This is a genomic window from Shewanella algidipiscicola (assembly GCF_900380485.1).
GTDB lineage: Bacteria > Pseudomonadota > Gammaproteobacteria > Enterobacterales > Shewanellaceae > Shewanella > Shewanella algidipiscicola.
Genome location: NZ_OXJV01000016.1, coordinates 1 through 15,283, shown reverse-complemented (window position 1 = coordinate 15,283; position 15,283 = coordinate 1). Strand labels below are relative to the sequence as shown.

The 15,283-nt window shown below is 48.5% G+C and carries 11 protein-coding genes and 1 rRNA gene; 11 read left to right on the top strand and 1 reads right to left on the bottom strand.

The genetic code is table 11. From position 1 onward, the window contains the following. Positions 1-3 precede the first annotated feature (3 nt). The 8 genes from murD to lpxC all read left to right on the top strand — a co-directional run bounded on the left by murD (position 4) and on the right by lpxC (position 9,541). Entirely contained in the window at positions 4-1,335 is a 1,332-nt protein-coding gene (gene murD, locus DN599_RS10370; protein WP_110457556.1) for a UDP-N-acetylmuramoyl-L-alanine--D-glutamate ligase, read from the top strand. Further along, positions 1,328-2,542, top strand: a complete 1,215-nt coding sequence (gene ftsW, locus DN599_RS10365; RefSeq protein ID WP_110457555.1) for a cell division protein FtsW — start codon at positions 1,328-1,330, stop codon at positions 2,540-2,542. The genes murD and ftsW overlap by 8 nt, the downstream gene beginning before the upstream one ends. Continuing rightward, positions 2,542-3,633, top strand: coding sequence for an undecaprenyldiphospho-muramoylpentapeptide beta-N-acetylglucosaminyltransferase (gene murG, locus DN599_RS10360; protein ID WP_110457554.1), 1,092 nt, complete (start codon positions 2,542-2,544; stop codon positions 3,631-3,633). The genes ftsW and murG overlap by 1 nt, the downstream gene beginning before the upstream one ends. Beyond that, the gene (murC, locus tag DN599_RS10355) at positions 3,626-5,080 is read left to right on the top strand and encodes a UDP-N-acetylmuramate--L-alanine ligase (protein ID WP_110457553.1); all 1,455 of its coding nucleotides are present in this window, start codon (positions 3,626-3,628) and stop codon (positions 5,078-5,080) included. Before murG ends, murC begins: the two co-directional genes overlap by 8 nt. 146 nt (positions 5,081-5,226) lie before the next feature. Next, positions 5,227-5,991: a cell division protein FtsQ/DivIB gene (locus DN599_RS10350; protein WP_110457552.1), complete on the top strand. Its 765-nt coding sequence runs from the start codon at positions 5,227-5,229 to the stop codon at positions 5,989-5,991. A 3-nt stretch (positions 5,992-5,994) separates the two neighbouring features. Further along, complete coding sequence (ftsA, locus tag DN599_RS10345; RefSeq protein ID WP_110457551.1) at positions 5,995-7,230, top strand: cell division protein FtsA; 1,236 nt, start codon at positions 5,995-5,997, stop codon at positions 7,228-7,230. Between the two features lie 32 nt (positions 7,231-7,262). Beyond that, entirely contained in the window at positions 7,263-8,441 is a 1,179-nt protein-coding gene (gene ftsZ, locus DN599_RS10340) for a cell division protein FtsZ (RefSeq protein WP_110457550.1), read from the top strand. A gap of 179 nt (positions 8,442-8,620) precedes the next feature. Then, positions 8,621-9,541 carry a UDP-3-O-acyl-N-acetylglucosamine deacetylase gene (gene lpxC / locus DN599_RS10335; protein WP_110457549.1) on the top strand — a complete coding sequence of 307 codons (921 nt, stop codon included), beginning with the start codon at positions 8,621-8,623 and terminating at the stop codon, positions 9,539-9,541. 7 nt (positions 9,542-9,548) lie between these two features. Here lpxC and DN599_RS10330 read toward each other — a convergent pair whose 3' ends face one another. After that, positions 9,549-10,001: a DUF721 domain-containing protein gene (locus DN599_RS10330; RefSeq protein WP_110457548.1), complete on the bottom strand. Its 453-nt coding sequence runs from the start codon at positions 9,999-10,001 to the stop codon at positions 9,549-9,551. Positions 10,002-10,033: 32 nt separating this feature from the next. Here DN599_RS10330 and DN599_RS10325 point away from each other — a divergent pair, with 32 nt between their 5' ends. From DN599_RS10325 to DN599_RS10315, 3 genes are all read left to right on the top strand, one after another. Next, complete coding sequence (locus DN599_RS10325; protein WP_110457547.1) at positions 10,034-10,933, top strand: M23 family metallopeptidase; 900 nt, start codon at positions 10,034-10,036, stop codon at positions 10,931-10,933. 59 nt (positions 10,934-10,992) lie between these two features. Then, on the top strand, positions 10,993-13,716 hold the full coding sequence (gene secA / locus DN599_RS10320; protein WP_110457546.1) for a preprotein translocase subunit SecA: 2,724 nt from the start codon (positions 10,993-10,995) through the stop codon (positions 13,714-13,716). 869 nt (positions 13,717-14,585) lie between these two features. Continuing rightward, positions 14,586-15,283: ribosomal RNA gene (locus DN599_RS10315) — 16S ribosomal RNA — on the top strand; the annotation flags it as partial.

Genomic DNA, 15,283 nt, shown 5'->3' with positions numbered 1-15,283 from the left:
CTCATGACGAGTTGTTATACGCACATAGTATTAGGACTGGGAGCCACAGGGCTGTCGGTGGTGCGTTATTTAACCAAACAAGGGATCACGCCGCTGGTGATGGACAGTCGCGAGCAACCGCCTGGCCGGGAAACGCTCAGTCGTGATTTCCCGCAGGTTGAGTTGCTTACCGGCGGATTTGATTGTCGCTATTTAGTGCAAGCGAGCCAAATTGTGATTAGCCCTGGTATCCCGCTCGATACCCCAGAAATTAGGGTTGCTATCGATATGGGGATTGAGGTGGTCGGTGATGTGGAGCTATTTGCCCGAGCGATAGCCGATCGCCCTGCCTGTGTGATTGGTATCACCGGCTCAAACGGCAAGTCAACCGTCACGACACTTGTGGGAGAGATGGCAGCGAGTGCCGGGCTCGATTATGCGCTGGGCGGCAATATTGGTGTGCCGGTATTAGATCTGCTTGACCAGCAACCAGCCTTATACGTGCTGGAGCTGTCTAGTTTTCAATTAGAGACCACGCACAGCCTTAAATGTATCAGCGCAACGTGTCTCAATATCAGCGAAGATCATATGGATCGTTACGCCGATTTAGAGGCGTATCGTCAGGCCAAGTTGAGTCTATATAGTCAGACTAAGTTGGTGATTGTGAATCGCGATGACGCTCAAACCATGCCAAGCGAGCCGATGAACCTGCAAAGCTTTGGGTTATCGGCACCTAAAGGCGATGAATGGGGGATTGAACATGGCATGTTGGTGCATGGCACCACAGAATTTGTGGCTGTAAGCGAGCTTGCTCTTGTCGGCAGCCATAACCACGCAAACTTGTTAGCCGCGATGGCACTGGCGGACAGTGTCGGTATTCCTAAGGCGGCGATGGTGCAGGTGGCGCAGCAATTTACCGGCCTACCGCATCGTTGTGAGTTAGTGACTAAACGCAATGGCGTGATGTTTGTTAATGACTCTAAGGCGACCAATGTGGGTGCAACCTTGGCGGCATTACAAGGGTTGGCGAGTTATACCGGTGAGATATTACTGATTGCCGGAGGTGACGGTAAAGGTGCCGATTTTTCGCCGCTGATAGATGCGCTACAGGGCGTGAGCCAGTTAATCACCTTAGGCAAAGATGGCGATAACATTGCGGCATTGTTTGACGGTGCGATTAAGGTCGATTCTATGGCGGCGGCGGTTGAGCAAGCGGCTCGCTTGGCGAGCGATGGCGACATAGTGCTGTTGTCACCAGCGTGCGCTAGCCTCGACATGTACCGTAACTTTATGGAACGTGGCGACGATTTTCGCGCGCAAGTGATGGCACTCGATACTGAGGCTGGGAATGCGTAGCGCCGAGCGCCAGCTTAACCTGTTTGGTAGTGGCATTCGTTGGTCGCTGCCCAATCTGTTTAGTCAGCGTGATGCGCCGGGCATGCAGCTGTACGATCGCTCGTTGCTGTTTGCGGTTATCGGCTTAATCTGTTTCGGTTTTATCATGGTGATGTCGGCTTCTATGCCAGAGGCGCAGACATTAACGGGTAATCCATTTCATTTTGTGTGGCGTCATGTCGCCTATATCAGCGGGTGTGTGATTATCGCCGCGGTGGTATTACGAGTTGAGATGCATCGCTGGCAGCAATTTAGCCCGATATTATTGCTGCTGGTTGCAATAATGTTGGCCTTGGTGCCCATTATAGGCACCACAGTTAATGGTGCTACGCGCTGGTTATCGGTTGGACCCATTCGTATTCAGGTGGCTGAGCTTGCTAAGTTTGCCTTTGCTATTTATATGGCGGGCTATTTAGTGAGGCGTCATCAAGAGGTGCGTGAAAACGCTAAAGGGTTTTATAAACCGATTGCGGTATTCGCAGTATACGCCTCGCTAATCTTACTGCAGCCCGATTTGGGTACGGTTGTGGTGCTATTTGTTGGCACAGTCGGGTTACTGTTTTTGGCTGGGGCGAGGTTGCTCGACTTCTTCGCCTTAATCTTAACTGGTGCGGTGGCTTTTGTTGGCTTGGTACTTATTGAGCCCTATCGTATGCGGCGGATCACTTCGTTTAGGGACCCGTGGCAAGACCCTTTTGGTAGCGGCTACCAATTGACGCAATCGTTAATGGCTTATGGCCGTGGCGACTGGTTTGGTCAGGGATTAGGTAACAGTATCCAAAAATTGGAATACCTGCCCGAGGCCCATACCGACTTTATTTTTGCGGTGATTGGTGAAGAGTTAGGTTTTGTCGGCATCATTATTGTGTTGTCGGCTTTATTATTTGTGGCGCTAAGGGCGATTAAACTAGGCAATTTATGTTTGCTCAGAGACAGAGCATTTGAAGGCTATTTAGCGTATTCAATTGGTATCTGGTTTTGCTTTCAAACCGTGGTCAATGTGGGAGCCAGTATTGGCATGTTGCCGACAAAAGGCTTAACTCTGCCTTTTATTAGTTATGGCGGCAGTAGCCTTTGGGTGATGACCGCAGCCGCAATGATATTAATTAGAATTGACCATGAGCGGCGATTAAGCCTGATACAGGCAGTGCAAGGCAAGGTGAAATAATGGTCTTACAAAAACGTATTTTGATCATGGCTGGCGGCACGGGAGGGCATGTATTTCCGGCGTTAGCGGTGGCCAAACATTTGGCCAAACGAGGCTGGCAGGTGCGGTGGTTAGGCACCGCAGAGCGGATGGAGGCGCGCCTAGTGCCTCAGCACGGTTTCGATATCGACTTTATCGATATTAAAGGGGTCCGTGGTAACGGTGTGCTGCGTAAGTTAGCGGCGCCGTTTAAAATTGTGCGTTCAATTATGCAAGCTCGTGAGGTGATTAACGAATTTAAGCCTGATGTGGTATTAGGCATGGGCGGTTTTGCCAGTGGCCCAGGTGGCATTGCGGCTAGGCTAAGCGGTATTCCGCTGGTGCTGCATGAGCAAAATGCGATCCCTGGCATGACCAACAAGCTGTTGTCGCGTATCGCCAACCGCGTGCTATGTGCCTTCCATAATACTTTCGAGAGTCGCGCCGAAGTGGTGGGCAACCCCATACGCCGTGAGCTGATTAATTTAGGTCAGTGCAGGACGGGAAGTACTGACGACGCCTTGCGTGTGTTAGTCGTGGGGGGCAGTTTGGGGGCCAAAGTCTTTAACGACTTAATGCCAGCTGTGATGGCCGAGGTGAGCAAGCATCATTCGATCACTGTGTGGCATCAGGTGGGTAAAGGCAATTTGCCCAGTGTAGAAAATGACTATTTACAACGTGGCCAGTCGGGCAGTGTTAAGGTGGCCGAGTTTATTGATGATATGGAGGCTGCGTATCGCTGGGCTGATGTGGTGTTATGCCGTGCTGGCGCGCTGACGGTGTCAGAAGTGGCGGCGGTAGGCTTACCCAGTATTTTGGTGCCTTATCCCCATGCGGTAGACGATCATCAAACTAAAAATGCCCAAGTATTAGTCGAAGCGGGTGGCGCCTTTTTATTGCCGCAAACCGTATTAGATAGTGACAAATTGATCAGTAAACTGCAGATGCTGGCAAGTGATCGCAACGCCTTGAGAGAGATGGGCGAATTGGCGAAAAGTGTCGCAGTGTTAGATGCAACAGAGCGAGTGGCGGCCGTGTGCACCGCGCTGGCCAATAAGGATTCAGATGAGTAAAGCCGAAGATAAATATGCCCCTTTAAGAAGCATAATTCCTGAGATGCGCCGGGTTAAACAGATCTACTTTGTTGGCATCGGTGGTGCGGGGATGGGCGGTATTGCCGAAGTGTTGCTCAATGAGGGCTACCGTTTAAGCGGATCGGATATCGCCGATAATGCAGTGACCACCCGTTTGCGTCGTTTAGGGGCAACTGTATATATCGGCCATAAGGCTGCACAAGTGCAAGGCGCCGATGTGGTGGTGGTATCCACCGCAATTGATGCGGCCAATCCTGAAATATTGGCCGCCAAAGATCTGCGCATTCCCATCGTTCGTCGGGCAGAAATGCTGGCCGAATTAATGCGCTATCGTCACGGCATTGCCGTTGCGGGTACCCATGGAAAAACCACGACTACCAGTTTAATTGCCAGTATTTATGGTCAGGCTGAGCGCGATCCGACCTTCGTCATTGGTGGCCTGCTTAATAGCGCCGGCACCAACGCACGTTTAGGTAAGAGCCGTTATTTGATAGCCGAAGCGGACGAGAGTGATGCCAGCTTCTTGCACTTGCAACCTATGGTGAGTGTGATCACCAATATCGAAGCCGATCACATGGACACCTATGGCGGTGATTTTGAGAAACTCAAATCGACCTTTATCGACTTTTTGCACAACCTGCCTTTTTACGGGGTTGCGGTGGCCTGTATTGACGATCCTGTAGTGAGAGAGTTATTGCCCCGTATCAGTCGCAAGGTGGTGACTTACGGTTTTAGCGAAGACGCCGATGTGCAGGCGCTCAATTTTGTGCAGCAAGGTTATCGTTGCAGTTTTACCGTGCGCCGTGAAGCGATGGCCGATCTGGACTTAAGCGTTAATTTGCCAGGGCAACACAATGTACTAAATGCACTGGCGGCGATTGCCGTGGCAACCGAAGATGAAATTGAAGATGAGGCCATTGTAAAAGCCTTGGCAGAGTTTCAGGGGATTGGTCGTCGTTTTCAGCAGTTGGGTGAATTTAACACTCAAACGGGTAGCGTCATGTTGGTCGATGATTATGGTCATCACCCCAGTGAAGTCGCAGCAACCATTAAGGCGGCGCGCTCTGGCTGGCCGGATAAGCGTTTAGTGATGTTGTATCAGCCTCATCGTTACAGCCGTACCCGAGATTTGTATGATGACTTTGTTGATGTATTAGCCCAGGTCGACTGTTTGCTGTTACTCGATGTGTATAGTGCAGGGGAAGCGCCAGTGCCAGGTGCTGATAGCCGCGCCTTGTGTCGCTCAATTCGCCAACGTGGGCAGCTTGACCCTATTTTTGTCGCCGATCCACAGCAGCTAGAAGCAATTTTACCTGGCGTGTTACAAGATGGCGATCTGTTACTGACCCAAGGGGCTGGCAATATTGGGGCAATTAGCCGTCAACTGGCCGATGCCAATTTGTTATTTGAACAGGTGAAGTCGTGATGGTGTTATCGCTGTCACGATAGGCCGACGATGAAGCTTTTGACGCTATGGTTGAGGTCGTTATAATGCCCGGTTATTTATTACAGTACATGTGTGACATTTTGAGTGTTTTATGTACTAAAAATAGTGTGTTAGGACGGTAAATCGTGTCCTGGAACGAGCGGCTTAATCGTGGGCGAAAGCGACTATTACGGGTCGATTGGTATCTGTGCCTTGGATTGATCTTTCTGTTTCTAGTGTTCAGTGGCTTGTTCATGGGGGCTTGGAAGTTAAACCTAGTGCTCAACGATGCCGATGCTTTGCCTATCGAAGCGGTGGCGGTAAAAGGTGATAGGCAATTTACCAGTGACGCAGAGATCCAAGCGGCCCTGAAAGATTTGATGCAGCGCAGCTTTTTTTCGGCTGATGTGAATCAGGTACAACAGGCGTTAGAAAATTTGCCTTGGGTGTATCAAGCATCGGTACGACGTGAGTGGCCAGCAAAGCTCAAGGTGTATCTGATAGAGCAGAAAGCTGTCGCTCATTGGAATGAAACCGATTGGGTCAATGAGCAAGGGCAAGTATTTGTGGCGCCAATGAAACCAGGGGTAGGTGAACTACCGAGTTTAGTTGGCCCAAACGATCAGGCGATGTCGGTTTTAACCCACTATCGTCAGATTGGTGAGTTATTAACCATAAATGGGTTTAAATTAACCCATTTAGAATTGAGTCCTCGGCATGCTTGGCTGGGCGTTTTAGACAGCGGCATAGAGTTAAATTTAGGACGAGAAGATAAAATGGCGCGGGTTCAACGGTTTATCGATGTGTACCCCACATTAGTAAACCAAGATAAACCCGTTGCCAGAGTGGATTTGCGCTACGATACCGGATTGGCCGTAGGTTGGGATAATGCACAAGATGAGAGCCATTAATTAATGACCAAGAATCAAGATAGAAATCTGATCGTTGGATTGGACATAGGGACATCAAAGGTCGCAGTGATCATTGGCGAGGTGTTACCTGATGGAGAGATCAGCGTGGTTGGCTTAGGCAGTCATCCCTCTCGCGGCATGGATAAAGGCGGCGTGAATGATCTTGACTCTGTGGTGCGCAGTGTTCAGCGTGCATTAGATCAGGCAGAACTCATGGCCGACTGTCAAGTGGCCTCTGTCTATTTAGGCATTTCGGGTAAGCATATCCAATGCCAAAACGAAAATGGCATGGTCTCGATTAATGACGAAGAAGTCACCCAAGAAGATGTCGATAACGTTATCCATACGGCGCGCTCAGTCAAGATCCCAACTGAGCGCCGTATTTTGCATGTGTTACCGCAAGAATATGCGATTGATGTGCAAGATGGTATTAAGAGCCCTATCGGTATGTCGGGTATGCGCATGGAAGCTAAGGTGCATATCGTCACCTGTGCAAACGACATGGCAAAAAATATCACTAAGAGTGTCGAACGTTGCGGTTTAAAGGTTGATGATCTGGTGTTTTCCGCTATCGCTTCGGCAGATTCAGTGCTGACCGATGATGAAAAAGATCTGGGTGTGTGTTTGGTCGATATGGGCGGCGGTACTACCGATATCACTATCTATACCAATGGTGCGCTGCGTCATTGTGCGGTAGTACCAGTGGCGGGTAATCAGGTGACCAATGATATCGCCAAAATATTCCGTACGCCTTTGTCTCATGCCGAGCAGATCAAAGTGCAGTATGCCAGTGCGCGTAGTTCTATGGTCAGCCGTGAAGACAGCATCGAGGTGCCATCGGTTGGTGGGCGCCCATCACGCACTATGTCGCGTCATACCTTGGCTGAGGTGGTTGAGCCTAGGTACCAAGAGTTGTTTGAGCTAGTCCGTAAAGAATTAAGAGACTGTGGCATGGAAGATCAAGTCGCTGCAGGGATTGTATTAACTGGCGGCACGGCATCGATTGAAGGTGCTGTGGATGTGGCTGAAGCCACCTTTGGTATGCCAGTGCGAGTGGCTGAGCCATTAGCGGTAAAAGGGTTATTTGAATATGTAAATCAACCCATCTACTCCACGGGAGTTGGGTTGTTGCATTACGGCGCAAGAAGGGTGATCGAACGTCAGTTTGAGCGTCCAGAGCGTCAAGGGGTAACCAGCCTTTGGAATCGAGTCCAAAGCTGGTTTAAAGGCGAGTTTTAAATTAATAACGCAGACTAAACGGAGAGAATACCATGTTTGAGATCATGGATAGTCATTCAGACGAGGCGGTGATTAAAGTCATCGGCGTCGGTGGAGGTGGCGGCAATGCCGTCGAACATATGGTCAAGCACAACATCGAAGGTGTTGAGTTTGTTGCCACAAATACAGATGCTCAGGCGTTACGTAAGTCTGCGGCTGGCACAACGATCCAACTGGGTCGTGACGTAACTAAGGGACTTGGTGCCGGGGCAAACCCTGAAATCGGTCGTTTAGCGGCAGAAGAAGATAGAGAAAATATCCGCAATGCAATTAAAGGCTCTGACATGATCTTTATTGCAGCGGGTATGGGTGGTGGTACGGGGACTGGCGCAGCCCCTGTGGTTGCCGAGATCGCTCGTGAAGAAGGGATACTTACCGTTGCGGTTGTGACCAAGCCATTTCCTTTTGAAGGTAAAAAGCGCATGGCTTATGCCGACCAAGGTATCGAAATGCTTGCAAAGCATGTCGACTCTTTAATCACCATTCCAAACGAGAAATTGCTTAAAGTATTGGGTCGCGGCACCTCTTTACTCGACGCATTTGCCGCAGCAAACAACGTACTGCTTGGTGCGGTGCAAGGTATTGCTGAGCTGATTACTCGCCCTGGCCTTATTAACGTGGATTTCGCGGATGTTAAAACCGTGATGTCGGAGATGGGTAATGCCATGATGGGCACTGGCGTGGCAAGTGGTGAAGACCGTGCTGAAGAAGCCGCTGAAGCTGCTGTGGCTAGTCCATTACTAGAAGATATCGATCTTGCTGGCGCGCGTGGTGTATTGGTTAACATCACCGCTGGCATGGATATGAGTATCGAAGAGTTCGAAACTGTGGGTAACCATGTTAAGGCTTATGCATCAGATAACGCGACTGTGGTTGTGGGGGCGGTTATCGATCCAGAAATGAGCGATGAGCTTCGTGTGACTGTTGTTGCCACAGGTATTGGTGCCGAGAAGAAACCAGACATTCAGCTGGTATCAAAGCCTGCTCCACGTCCAGAGCAAGTGACTCCTACCGAGGTTAAGGGAGAATTACCTGTTGAAGACGCGATGCAACCTATGGCCGGCAGTGGTGGTAATGTCATGCCTGTGCACAAAGTGGAATCGATAAATCAGCCTAAGAACGATCTTGATTATTTAGATATTCCGGCTTTTTTGCGCAAACAAGCTGATTAATCTGTTGTGTTAAGCTGGGCGTGTGGTGGTTATTAGCAAATAACGCACACTGTGACTTGATGAGTAAATTTTTGTGAATTTATGAAGGTATGCTATCATGTCCGACCTGCTGCGCCTATGCGTGCTGTTTTGTTGTGCAAAAAATTTATTGCTTTGGTTGAGATATAACGGGTAAAAACATGATTTTTCAAAGAACTGTTAAAGAGATGGTTAAGACCACCGGTGTCGGATTGCATTCCGGTAATAAGGTGACTTTGACGATCAAACCCGCACCAGTCAACACCGGGATCGTCTTGGTTCGTACCGACTTAACCCCTAACGTTGCGATAGCGGCGAAAGCGGAACAAGTGCGCGAAACGACCATGTGTACGGCGCTGGTCAATGATGATGGTGTTCGTATTTCAACGATTGAGCATCTATTCGCCGCATTAGCGGGACTTGGGATCGACAATGCCGTCATTGAAGTCGACGCTCCCGAGATTCCGATCATGGATGGCAGTGCTAGTCCATGGGTTTTCTTGCTGCAATCAGTGGGAATACAGGAACAAGCAGCAGCAAAGAAATATTTAAGAATCAAGCGTCCCGTACGTGTTGAAGATGGTGATAAATGGGCTGAGTTACGTCCATATAAAGGTTTTAGAGTCGATTTTGCTATCGATTTCGATCACCCTGAAATCGCCAGAAGCCAGCAACATGTGGTGATGGATTTTTCTTCATCCGCCTTTGTTCGTGATATTAGCCGCGCAAGAACCTTTGGGTTTATGCGTGATATCGAATATCTACGGGCGAACAACCTAGCATTAGGTGGCAGCATGGAGAACGCCGTTGTGCTTGACGAATATCGCGTCCTCAACCCCGATGGTCTGCGTTATGAGGATGAGTTTGTTAAGCATAAGATACTCGATGCGTTTGGCGATCTCTATGTAGCCGGTCATGCAATTGTGGGTGAGTTTTGTGCCTACAAGACAGGGCATGCACTGAATAATCAATTGGTGCGTGCGCTGCTAGCTGAGCAAGATGCTTGGGAGCTTGTGAGTTTCGAGAAAGAAGAAGAGGCGCCAGTGAGCTTTGCGGTACCAAGTGGCGCCACCTTCGCCTAACTCGATATTAAGATTGCCTTGAACGGCTGGCTAAAGCAGCCAGCCGTTTTAGTTTTACGCCTAGTGAACCTTCGGTATGATCGGCTAAGGCTTGTATATGGGCAGCTGCAGTTTCGCTAATCTGGTTGTGAGCTGGCTTTGATTTTGTTTCATACAAGTTCAAGCCCGGGTTGACTTTAACCTCGATAGCGGACAGCATGGGGAGCGTTTCGGCTCGTAACTGCTGTAACATTTTGGGTTTTTGAAAGTTAATTCTGGCGGCCCATGCAGCAGTCGTGGTTTCGATAACAAGAACACCTTGACGGAAATTGGCAACTTTAAGTTGCTCCGTGACAGGACCTGTCATCACCTGTTTCACATAGTGATCCAAGTGAAGTAACAGTTCTGCTTTTTCAGCAAGTGAAGGTAACTGACCTTGTTGATGTAGTAACTGGCTGAGATCCTGCGGGGGCTTTTTCATTTCATCACATAATAAAATGGCTTAATGAGGCTATGAGTGTAACAGTTTTTATTCAAGGTCGAAATGGTGCCACGCGCTGGCAGCCAGGCAAGCGTTGGCTATTACTCCCTATCTTGCTCATTGCAGCAGGTACAGGGCTATACCAACATCATGCAAAACAAATTGTGCAGCAACAAAACAACGTTGATAACGAACGTGTTGCTCGAGAAGAACAGCTGCATCAACTCATCGAGTTAAAAGGTGCAACAGAATCGCAGTTGGCGATGCTGGTGACTCATGTCGCCCGCATGCAGGCCAAAGTGACTCGGTTAGAGGCGCTGGGGCAACAAGTTGCCAAAGATTACAAACTCGAAGATCAATTCGATTTCTCTTCAGAAGTCGGTGTCGGCGGCCTAAGTGAACTAGGTAGCAACATCGAACTCGATCAGCTTATCCAAGATATGGATAGGCTAGTCTATCGCATAGATAATAATAATGTTCAATTATCACTACTTGAAACAGTGACATCTAATCTCCATATAGATGATGAGCGTTATATCTCGGGACGTCCCATCCAAAAAGGCTGGTTATCATCCCACTATGGTTTACGTAATGACCCTTTTAATGGCAGAAGAACGATGCATAAAGGTATCGACTTTGCCGGTAAAGAGGGGGCCGACGTTGTGGCAACCGCTGGCGGTGTCGTAACGTGGTCAGGCAGTATGTTTGGTTATGGTGAGTTAGTCGAAATTGACCATGGTAATGGTCTGCGCACTCGCTATGGGCATAATAAGTCATTGTCAGTAGCTGTAGGTGATGTGGTCGCTAAAGGCGAGAGTATTGCGCAAATGGGCAGTACGGGTCGTTCGACGGGTCCGCATGTGCATTATGAAGTGTTGCGAAATGGGCAGCAGATAGATCCCAAAAAATATGTCTACCGCAAGGCAGGTTAAATTAAAAATAGGCTTCCAGTTTCGATAGAGACTAAGCCAATAACATAAAAGTGGTTCAGATGTTTGGTAAATTACTGACAAAAATATTTGGTAGTCGTAACGATCGTACCCTTAAAGCGCTTAATAAGGTCGTCATTAAAATTAATGCGCTTGAGGCCGATTTCGAGAAGCTCTCCGATGAAGAGTTGAAGGCAAAAACCGCCGAGTTTAAGGCGCGCTTAGCCGCAGGTGAGACTCTCGATGATGTGCTACCTGAAGCGTTTGCCGTTGTGCGAGAAGCCTCTAAACGTGTTTTTGATATGCGTCATTTCGATGTGCAATTGCTCGGTGGTATGGTGCTCGACAGTAACCGCATTGCAGAGATGCGTACCGGTGAAGGTAAAACGTTAACCGCCACCTTGCCAGCTTACCTGAACGCACTTACGGGGAAAGGCGTGCACGTTATCACAGTGAACGATTACTTGGCCCGCCGCGATGCCGAAAATAACCGCCCTCTGTTTGAATTCCTTGGCATGACTGTTGGCATTAACGTTGCTGGCTTGGGTCAAGTTGAGAAGAAGATGGCTTACGATGCTGATATTACCTATGGTACCAACAACGAGTTTGGCTTCGACTACCTGCGCGATAACATGGCGTTTTCACCAGCCGAACGCGTACAGCGTCCATTACATTACGCATTGATCGATGAAGTTGACTCGATCCTTATCGATGAAGCGCGTACGCCATTGATTATTTCTGGTGCTGCTGAAGACAGCTCTGAGCTTTATAAAAAGATCGACACCTTAATTCCTCATCTTATTCGTCAAGAGAAAGAAGATACTGAAGAGGAGGTCGGTGAGGGCGATTATTCTGTCGATGAAAAAGCCAAACAAGTTCATTTAACCGAACGCGGCCAAGAGAAAGTAGAAGTGCTGCTTACCGAGCGCGGTATGCTTGCTGAGGGTGATTCACTCTACTCTGCTGCTAATATTTCTTTATTGCATCATGTGAATGCTGCGCTACGTGCACACACACTATTTGAAAAAGATGTTGACTACATAGTGCAAGACAATGAGGTGATCATTGTCGATGAGCATACGGGTCGTACCATGCCTGGGCGTCGTTGGTCTGAAGGTCTGCATCAGGCTGTCGAAGCTAAAGAAAGCGTGCATATTCAAAATGAAAACCAAACGCTGGCATCTATCACCTTCCAGAACTTCTTCCGTCAGTATGAAAAACTGGCAGGTATGACGGGTACTGCAGATACTGAAGCGTTTGAGTTCCAGCATATTTACGGTCTCGACACCGTGGTGATCCCTACCAACCGTCCTATGGTGCGTAAAGATCATCCCGATTTAGTCTACTTAACTGCGGCCGAAAAATATGATGCGATAATCAAAGACATCATAGATTGTCGCGAGCGCGGACAGCCTGTATTGGTCGGTACTGTGTCGATTGAGCAATCTGAGTTGCTACACAACTTGTTAAAGAAAGCCAAAATCCCACACGAAGTACTCAACGCTAAGTTCCATGAACGTGAAGCTGACATTGTGGCGCAAGCTGGCCGCAAAGGTGCCGTTACTATTGCTACAAACATGGCCGGTCGTGGTACCGATATCGTGCTGGGTGGTAACTGGAATATGGAGATTGAAGCGCTCGACAATCCAACGCCAGAGCAAAAAGCCAAAATTAAGGCCGATTGGCAAATTCGACACGATGAAGTGGTTGCGGCCGGCGGTTTACATATTCTGGGTACCGAACGCCATGAGTCGCGTCGTATCGATAACCAGCTGCGTGGTCGTTCTGGTCGTCAGGGTGACGCGGGTTCTTCACGTTTCTATCTGTCGATGGAAGATAGTTTAATGCGTATATTCGCTTCAGATCGGGTTGCTTCAATGATGAAGAAACTGGGTATGGAAAAAGGCGAAGCGATTGAGCACCCATGGGTATCACGTGCGATTGAAAATGCACAACGTAAAGTAGAAGCACGTAACTTCGATATCCGTAAACAACTACTCGAATTCGATGACGTTGCCAATGATCAACGCCAGGTGGTTTACGCGCAGCGTAATGAATTGATGGATGCCGACAGTATTAAAGATACTATCGTCAATATTCAAGCCGATGTGGTCAATGCACTTATCGATCAATATATTCCACCTCAGTCGGTCGAAGAGTTATGGGATGTTGCTGGTCTTGAAACGCGCCTTGAGCAAGAGTATGGCTTAAAGATGCCAGTGCAAGAGTGGTTAGATAAAGAAGACGATCTGCACGAAGAAACGCTACGCGAGCGTATCGTCGATACTTGGGTGAAAGCTTATCAAGCTAAAGAAGAGATGGTCGGTGCTCAGGTGCTACGTCAATTCGAGAAAGCGGTCATGCTGCAAACACTCGATGGCCTATGGAAGGAGCACTTAGCTGCAATGGATCATTTGCGTCAAGGTATTCACTTACGTGGTTATGCGCAGAAGAACCCGAAGCAAGAGTATAAGCGAGAATCGTTTGAGCTGTTCCAGCAGATGCTCGATACCTTAAAGCATGATGTGATAAGTGTACTGTCAAAGGTACAAGTGCAAGCACAATCCGATGTTGAAGAGATGGAAGAGCGTCGTCGTCAAGAAGAAGCGAAAATCCGTCGCGATTATCAACACGCAGAGGCTGAAGCATTGGTTGGCGGCGAAGAAGCCCAAGCACTTGCTGCTACACAGCCTGTCGTACGCGAAGGTGAAAAGGTGGGGCGTAACGACCCCTGTCCTTGTGGATCGGGTCGCAAATACAAACAGTGCCACGGCAAATTAAGCTAATTTTGCCAGCCTAGTTAAAAGCCATCCTTAGGGATGGCTTTTTTGATCTTACCCCACTCGCGCTTTGTTTAACGATAATAATGCGGCTTTACACAAAGTAGAGGGTAATAACACACCACTTTGCATGTATTAACTAATAGTGTGCATTAATCAAAGACTATAAACCTTTAAATAGATATCGCTCTCTATGTTGGCCTACCCCTATAAAGAATGACTGCATAGACCAAGTCAGTACAATGTACTACTGATAAGGTAAAGCTATCACTACTAACTTCTGAGTGGATGAGCCTGTAACCCAGTCACTTCATCGCAATAAAGAGTGTGATTTTTAATCGTTCAAGTCTGTTCTGTGGATAAAGCTGGGGGTAATAGGTGTGTATTTTGTGGCTATCTAAAAAGATTGCAAAAATTGTCATTTTTCTTCAAAAACAGCTTGCGCCCCCAAGATAACTCCCTATAATGCGCAACCACTGACACGGCGAAGCTCGCAGAGATAAGTCGTAAAGCACTAAGTAACCTGGTTAAACACCTTGCTTACAGGGTGGTCAGGCGCTGAAAAGTGCCGCATCAAAAAGTTTTCAAAAACTGCTTGACGCGAACCAAGGATTGCGTAGAATACGCAGCCCTAGCCACTTGGAACTACCGAGATGTGCTAACGCTCTTTAACAATTTATCAAGTAATCTGTGTGGACACTCACAGGTGTTGAGTTAATCGAAATTGCCTAACTTTCGGGTTGGCAATCAAAGAATTAAATCAATGTAACAATGAGTGTTCATAGCAATATGTACAACGTTTTTAAGATTCTTCCGAGTCTTTGAAACGGAATCAGAATTCATTGAGCCGAAACCTTCGGGTTTCACCAAAACTTTAATTGAAGAGTTTGATCATGGCTCAGATTGAACGCTGGCGGCAGGCCTAACACATGCAAGTCGAGCGGTAACAGGAATTAGCTTGCTAATTTGCTGACGAGCGGCGGACGGGTGAGTAATGCCTAGGGANCTGCCCAGTCGAGGGGGATAACAGTTGGAAACGACTGCTAATACCGCATACGCCCTACGGGGGAAAAGAGGGGACCTTCGGGCCTTCTGCGATTGGATGTACCTAGGTGGGATTAGCTAGTTGGTGAGGTAATGGCTCACCAAGGCGACGATCCCTAGCTGTTCTGAGAGGATGATCAGCCACACTGGGACTGAGACACGGCCCAGACTCCTACGGGAGGCAGCAGTGGGGAATATTGCACAATGGGCGCAAGCCTGATGCAGCCATGCCGCGTGTGTGAAGAAGGCCTTCGGGTTGTAAAGCACTTTCAGCGAGGAGGAAAGCTTAAGCGTTAATAGCGTTTAGGTGTGACGTTACTCGCAGAAGAAGGACCGGCTAACTTCGTGCCAGCAGCCGCGGTAATACGAGGGGTCCAAGCGTTAATCGGAATTACTGGGCGTAAAGCGTACGCAGGCGGTTTGTTAAGCGAGATGTGAAAGCCCCGGGCTCAACCTGGGAATTGCATTTCGAACTGGCAGACTAGAGTCTTGTAGAGGGGGGTAGAATTTCAGGTGTAGCGGTGAAATG

What these genes read in the sequence shown, in the direction of transcription:
- murD (WP_110457556.1), top strand. Translation starts at nt 4, where the DNA reads ATGACGAGTTGTTATACGCACATAGTATTAGGACTGGGAGCCACAGGG.
- ftsW (WP_110457555.1), top strand. Translation starts at nt 1,328, where the DNA reads ATGCGTAGCGCCGAGCGCCAGCTTAACCTGTTTGGTAGTGGCATTCGT.
- murG (WP_110457554.1), top strand. Translation starts at nt 2,542, where the DNA reads ATGGTCTTACAAAAACGTATTTTGATCATGGCTGGCGGCACGGGAGGG.
- murC (WP_110457553.1), top strand. Translation starts at nt 3,626, where the DNA reads ATGAGTAAAGCCGAAGATAAATATGCCCCTTTAAGAAGCATAATTCCT.
- ftsA (WP_110457551.1), top strand. Translation starts at nt 5,995, where the DNA reads ATGACCAAGAATCAAGATAGAAATCTGATCGTTGGATTGGACATAGGG.
- ftsZ (WP_110457550.1), top strand. Translation starts at nt 7,263, where the DNA reads ATGTTTGAGATCATGGATAGTCATTCAGACGAGGCGGTGATTAAAGTC.
- lpxC (WP_110457549.1), top strand. Translation starts at nt 8,621, where the DNA reads ATGATTTTTCAAAGAACTGTTAAAGAGATGGTTAAGACCACCGGTGTC.
- DN599_RS10330 (WP_110457548.1), bottom strand. Translation starts at nt 10,001, where the DNA reads ATGAAAAAGCCCCCGCAGGATCTCAGCCAGTTACTACATCAACAAGGT.
- DN599_RS10325 (WP_110457547.1), top strand. Translation starts at nt 10,034, where the DNA reads ATGAGTGTAACAGTTTTTATTCAAGGTCGAAATGGTGCCACGCGCTGG.
- secA (WP_110457546.1), top strand. Translation starts at nt 10,993, where the DNA reads ATGTTTGGTAAATTACTGACAAAAATATTTGGTAGTCGTAACGATCGT.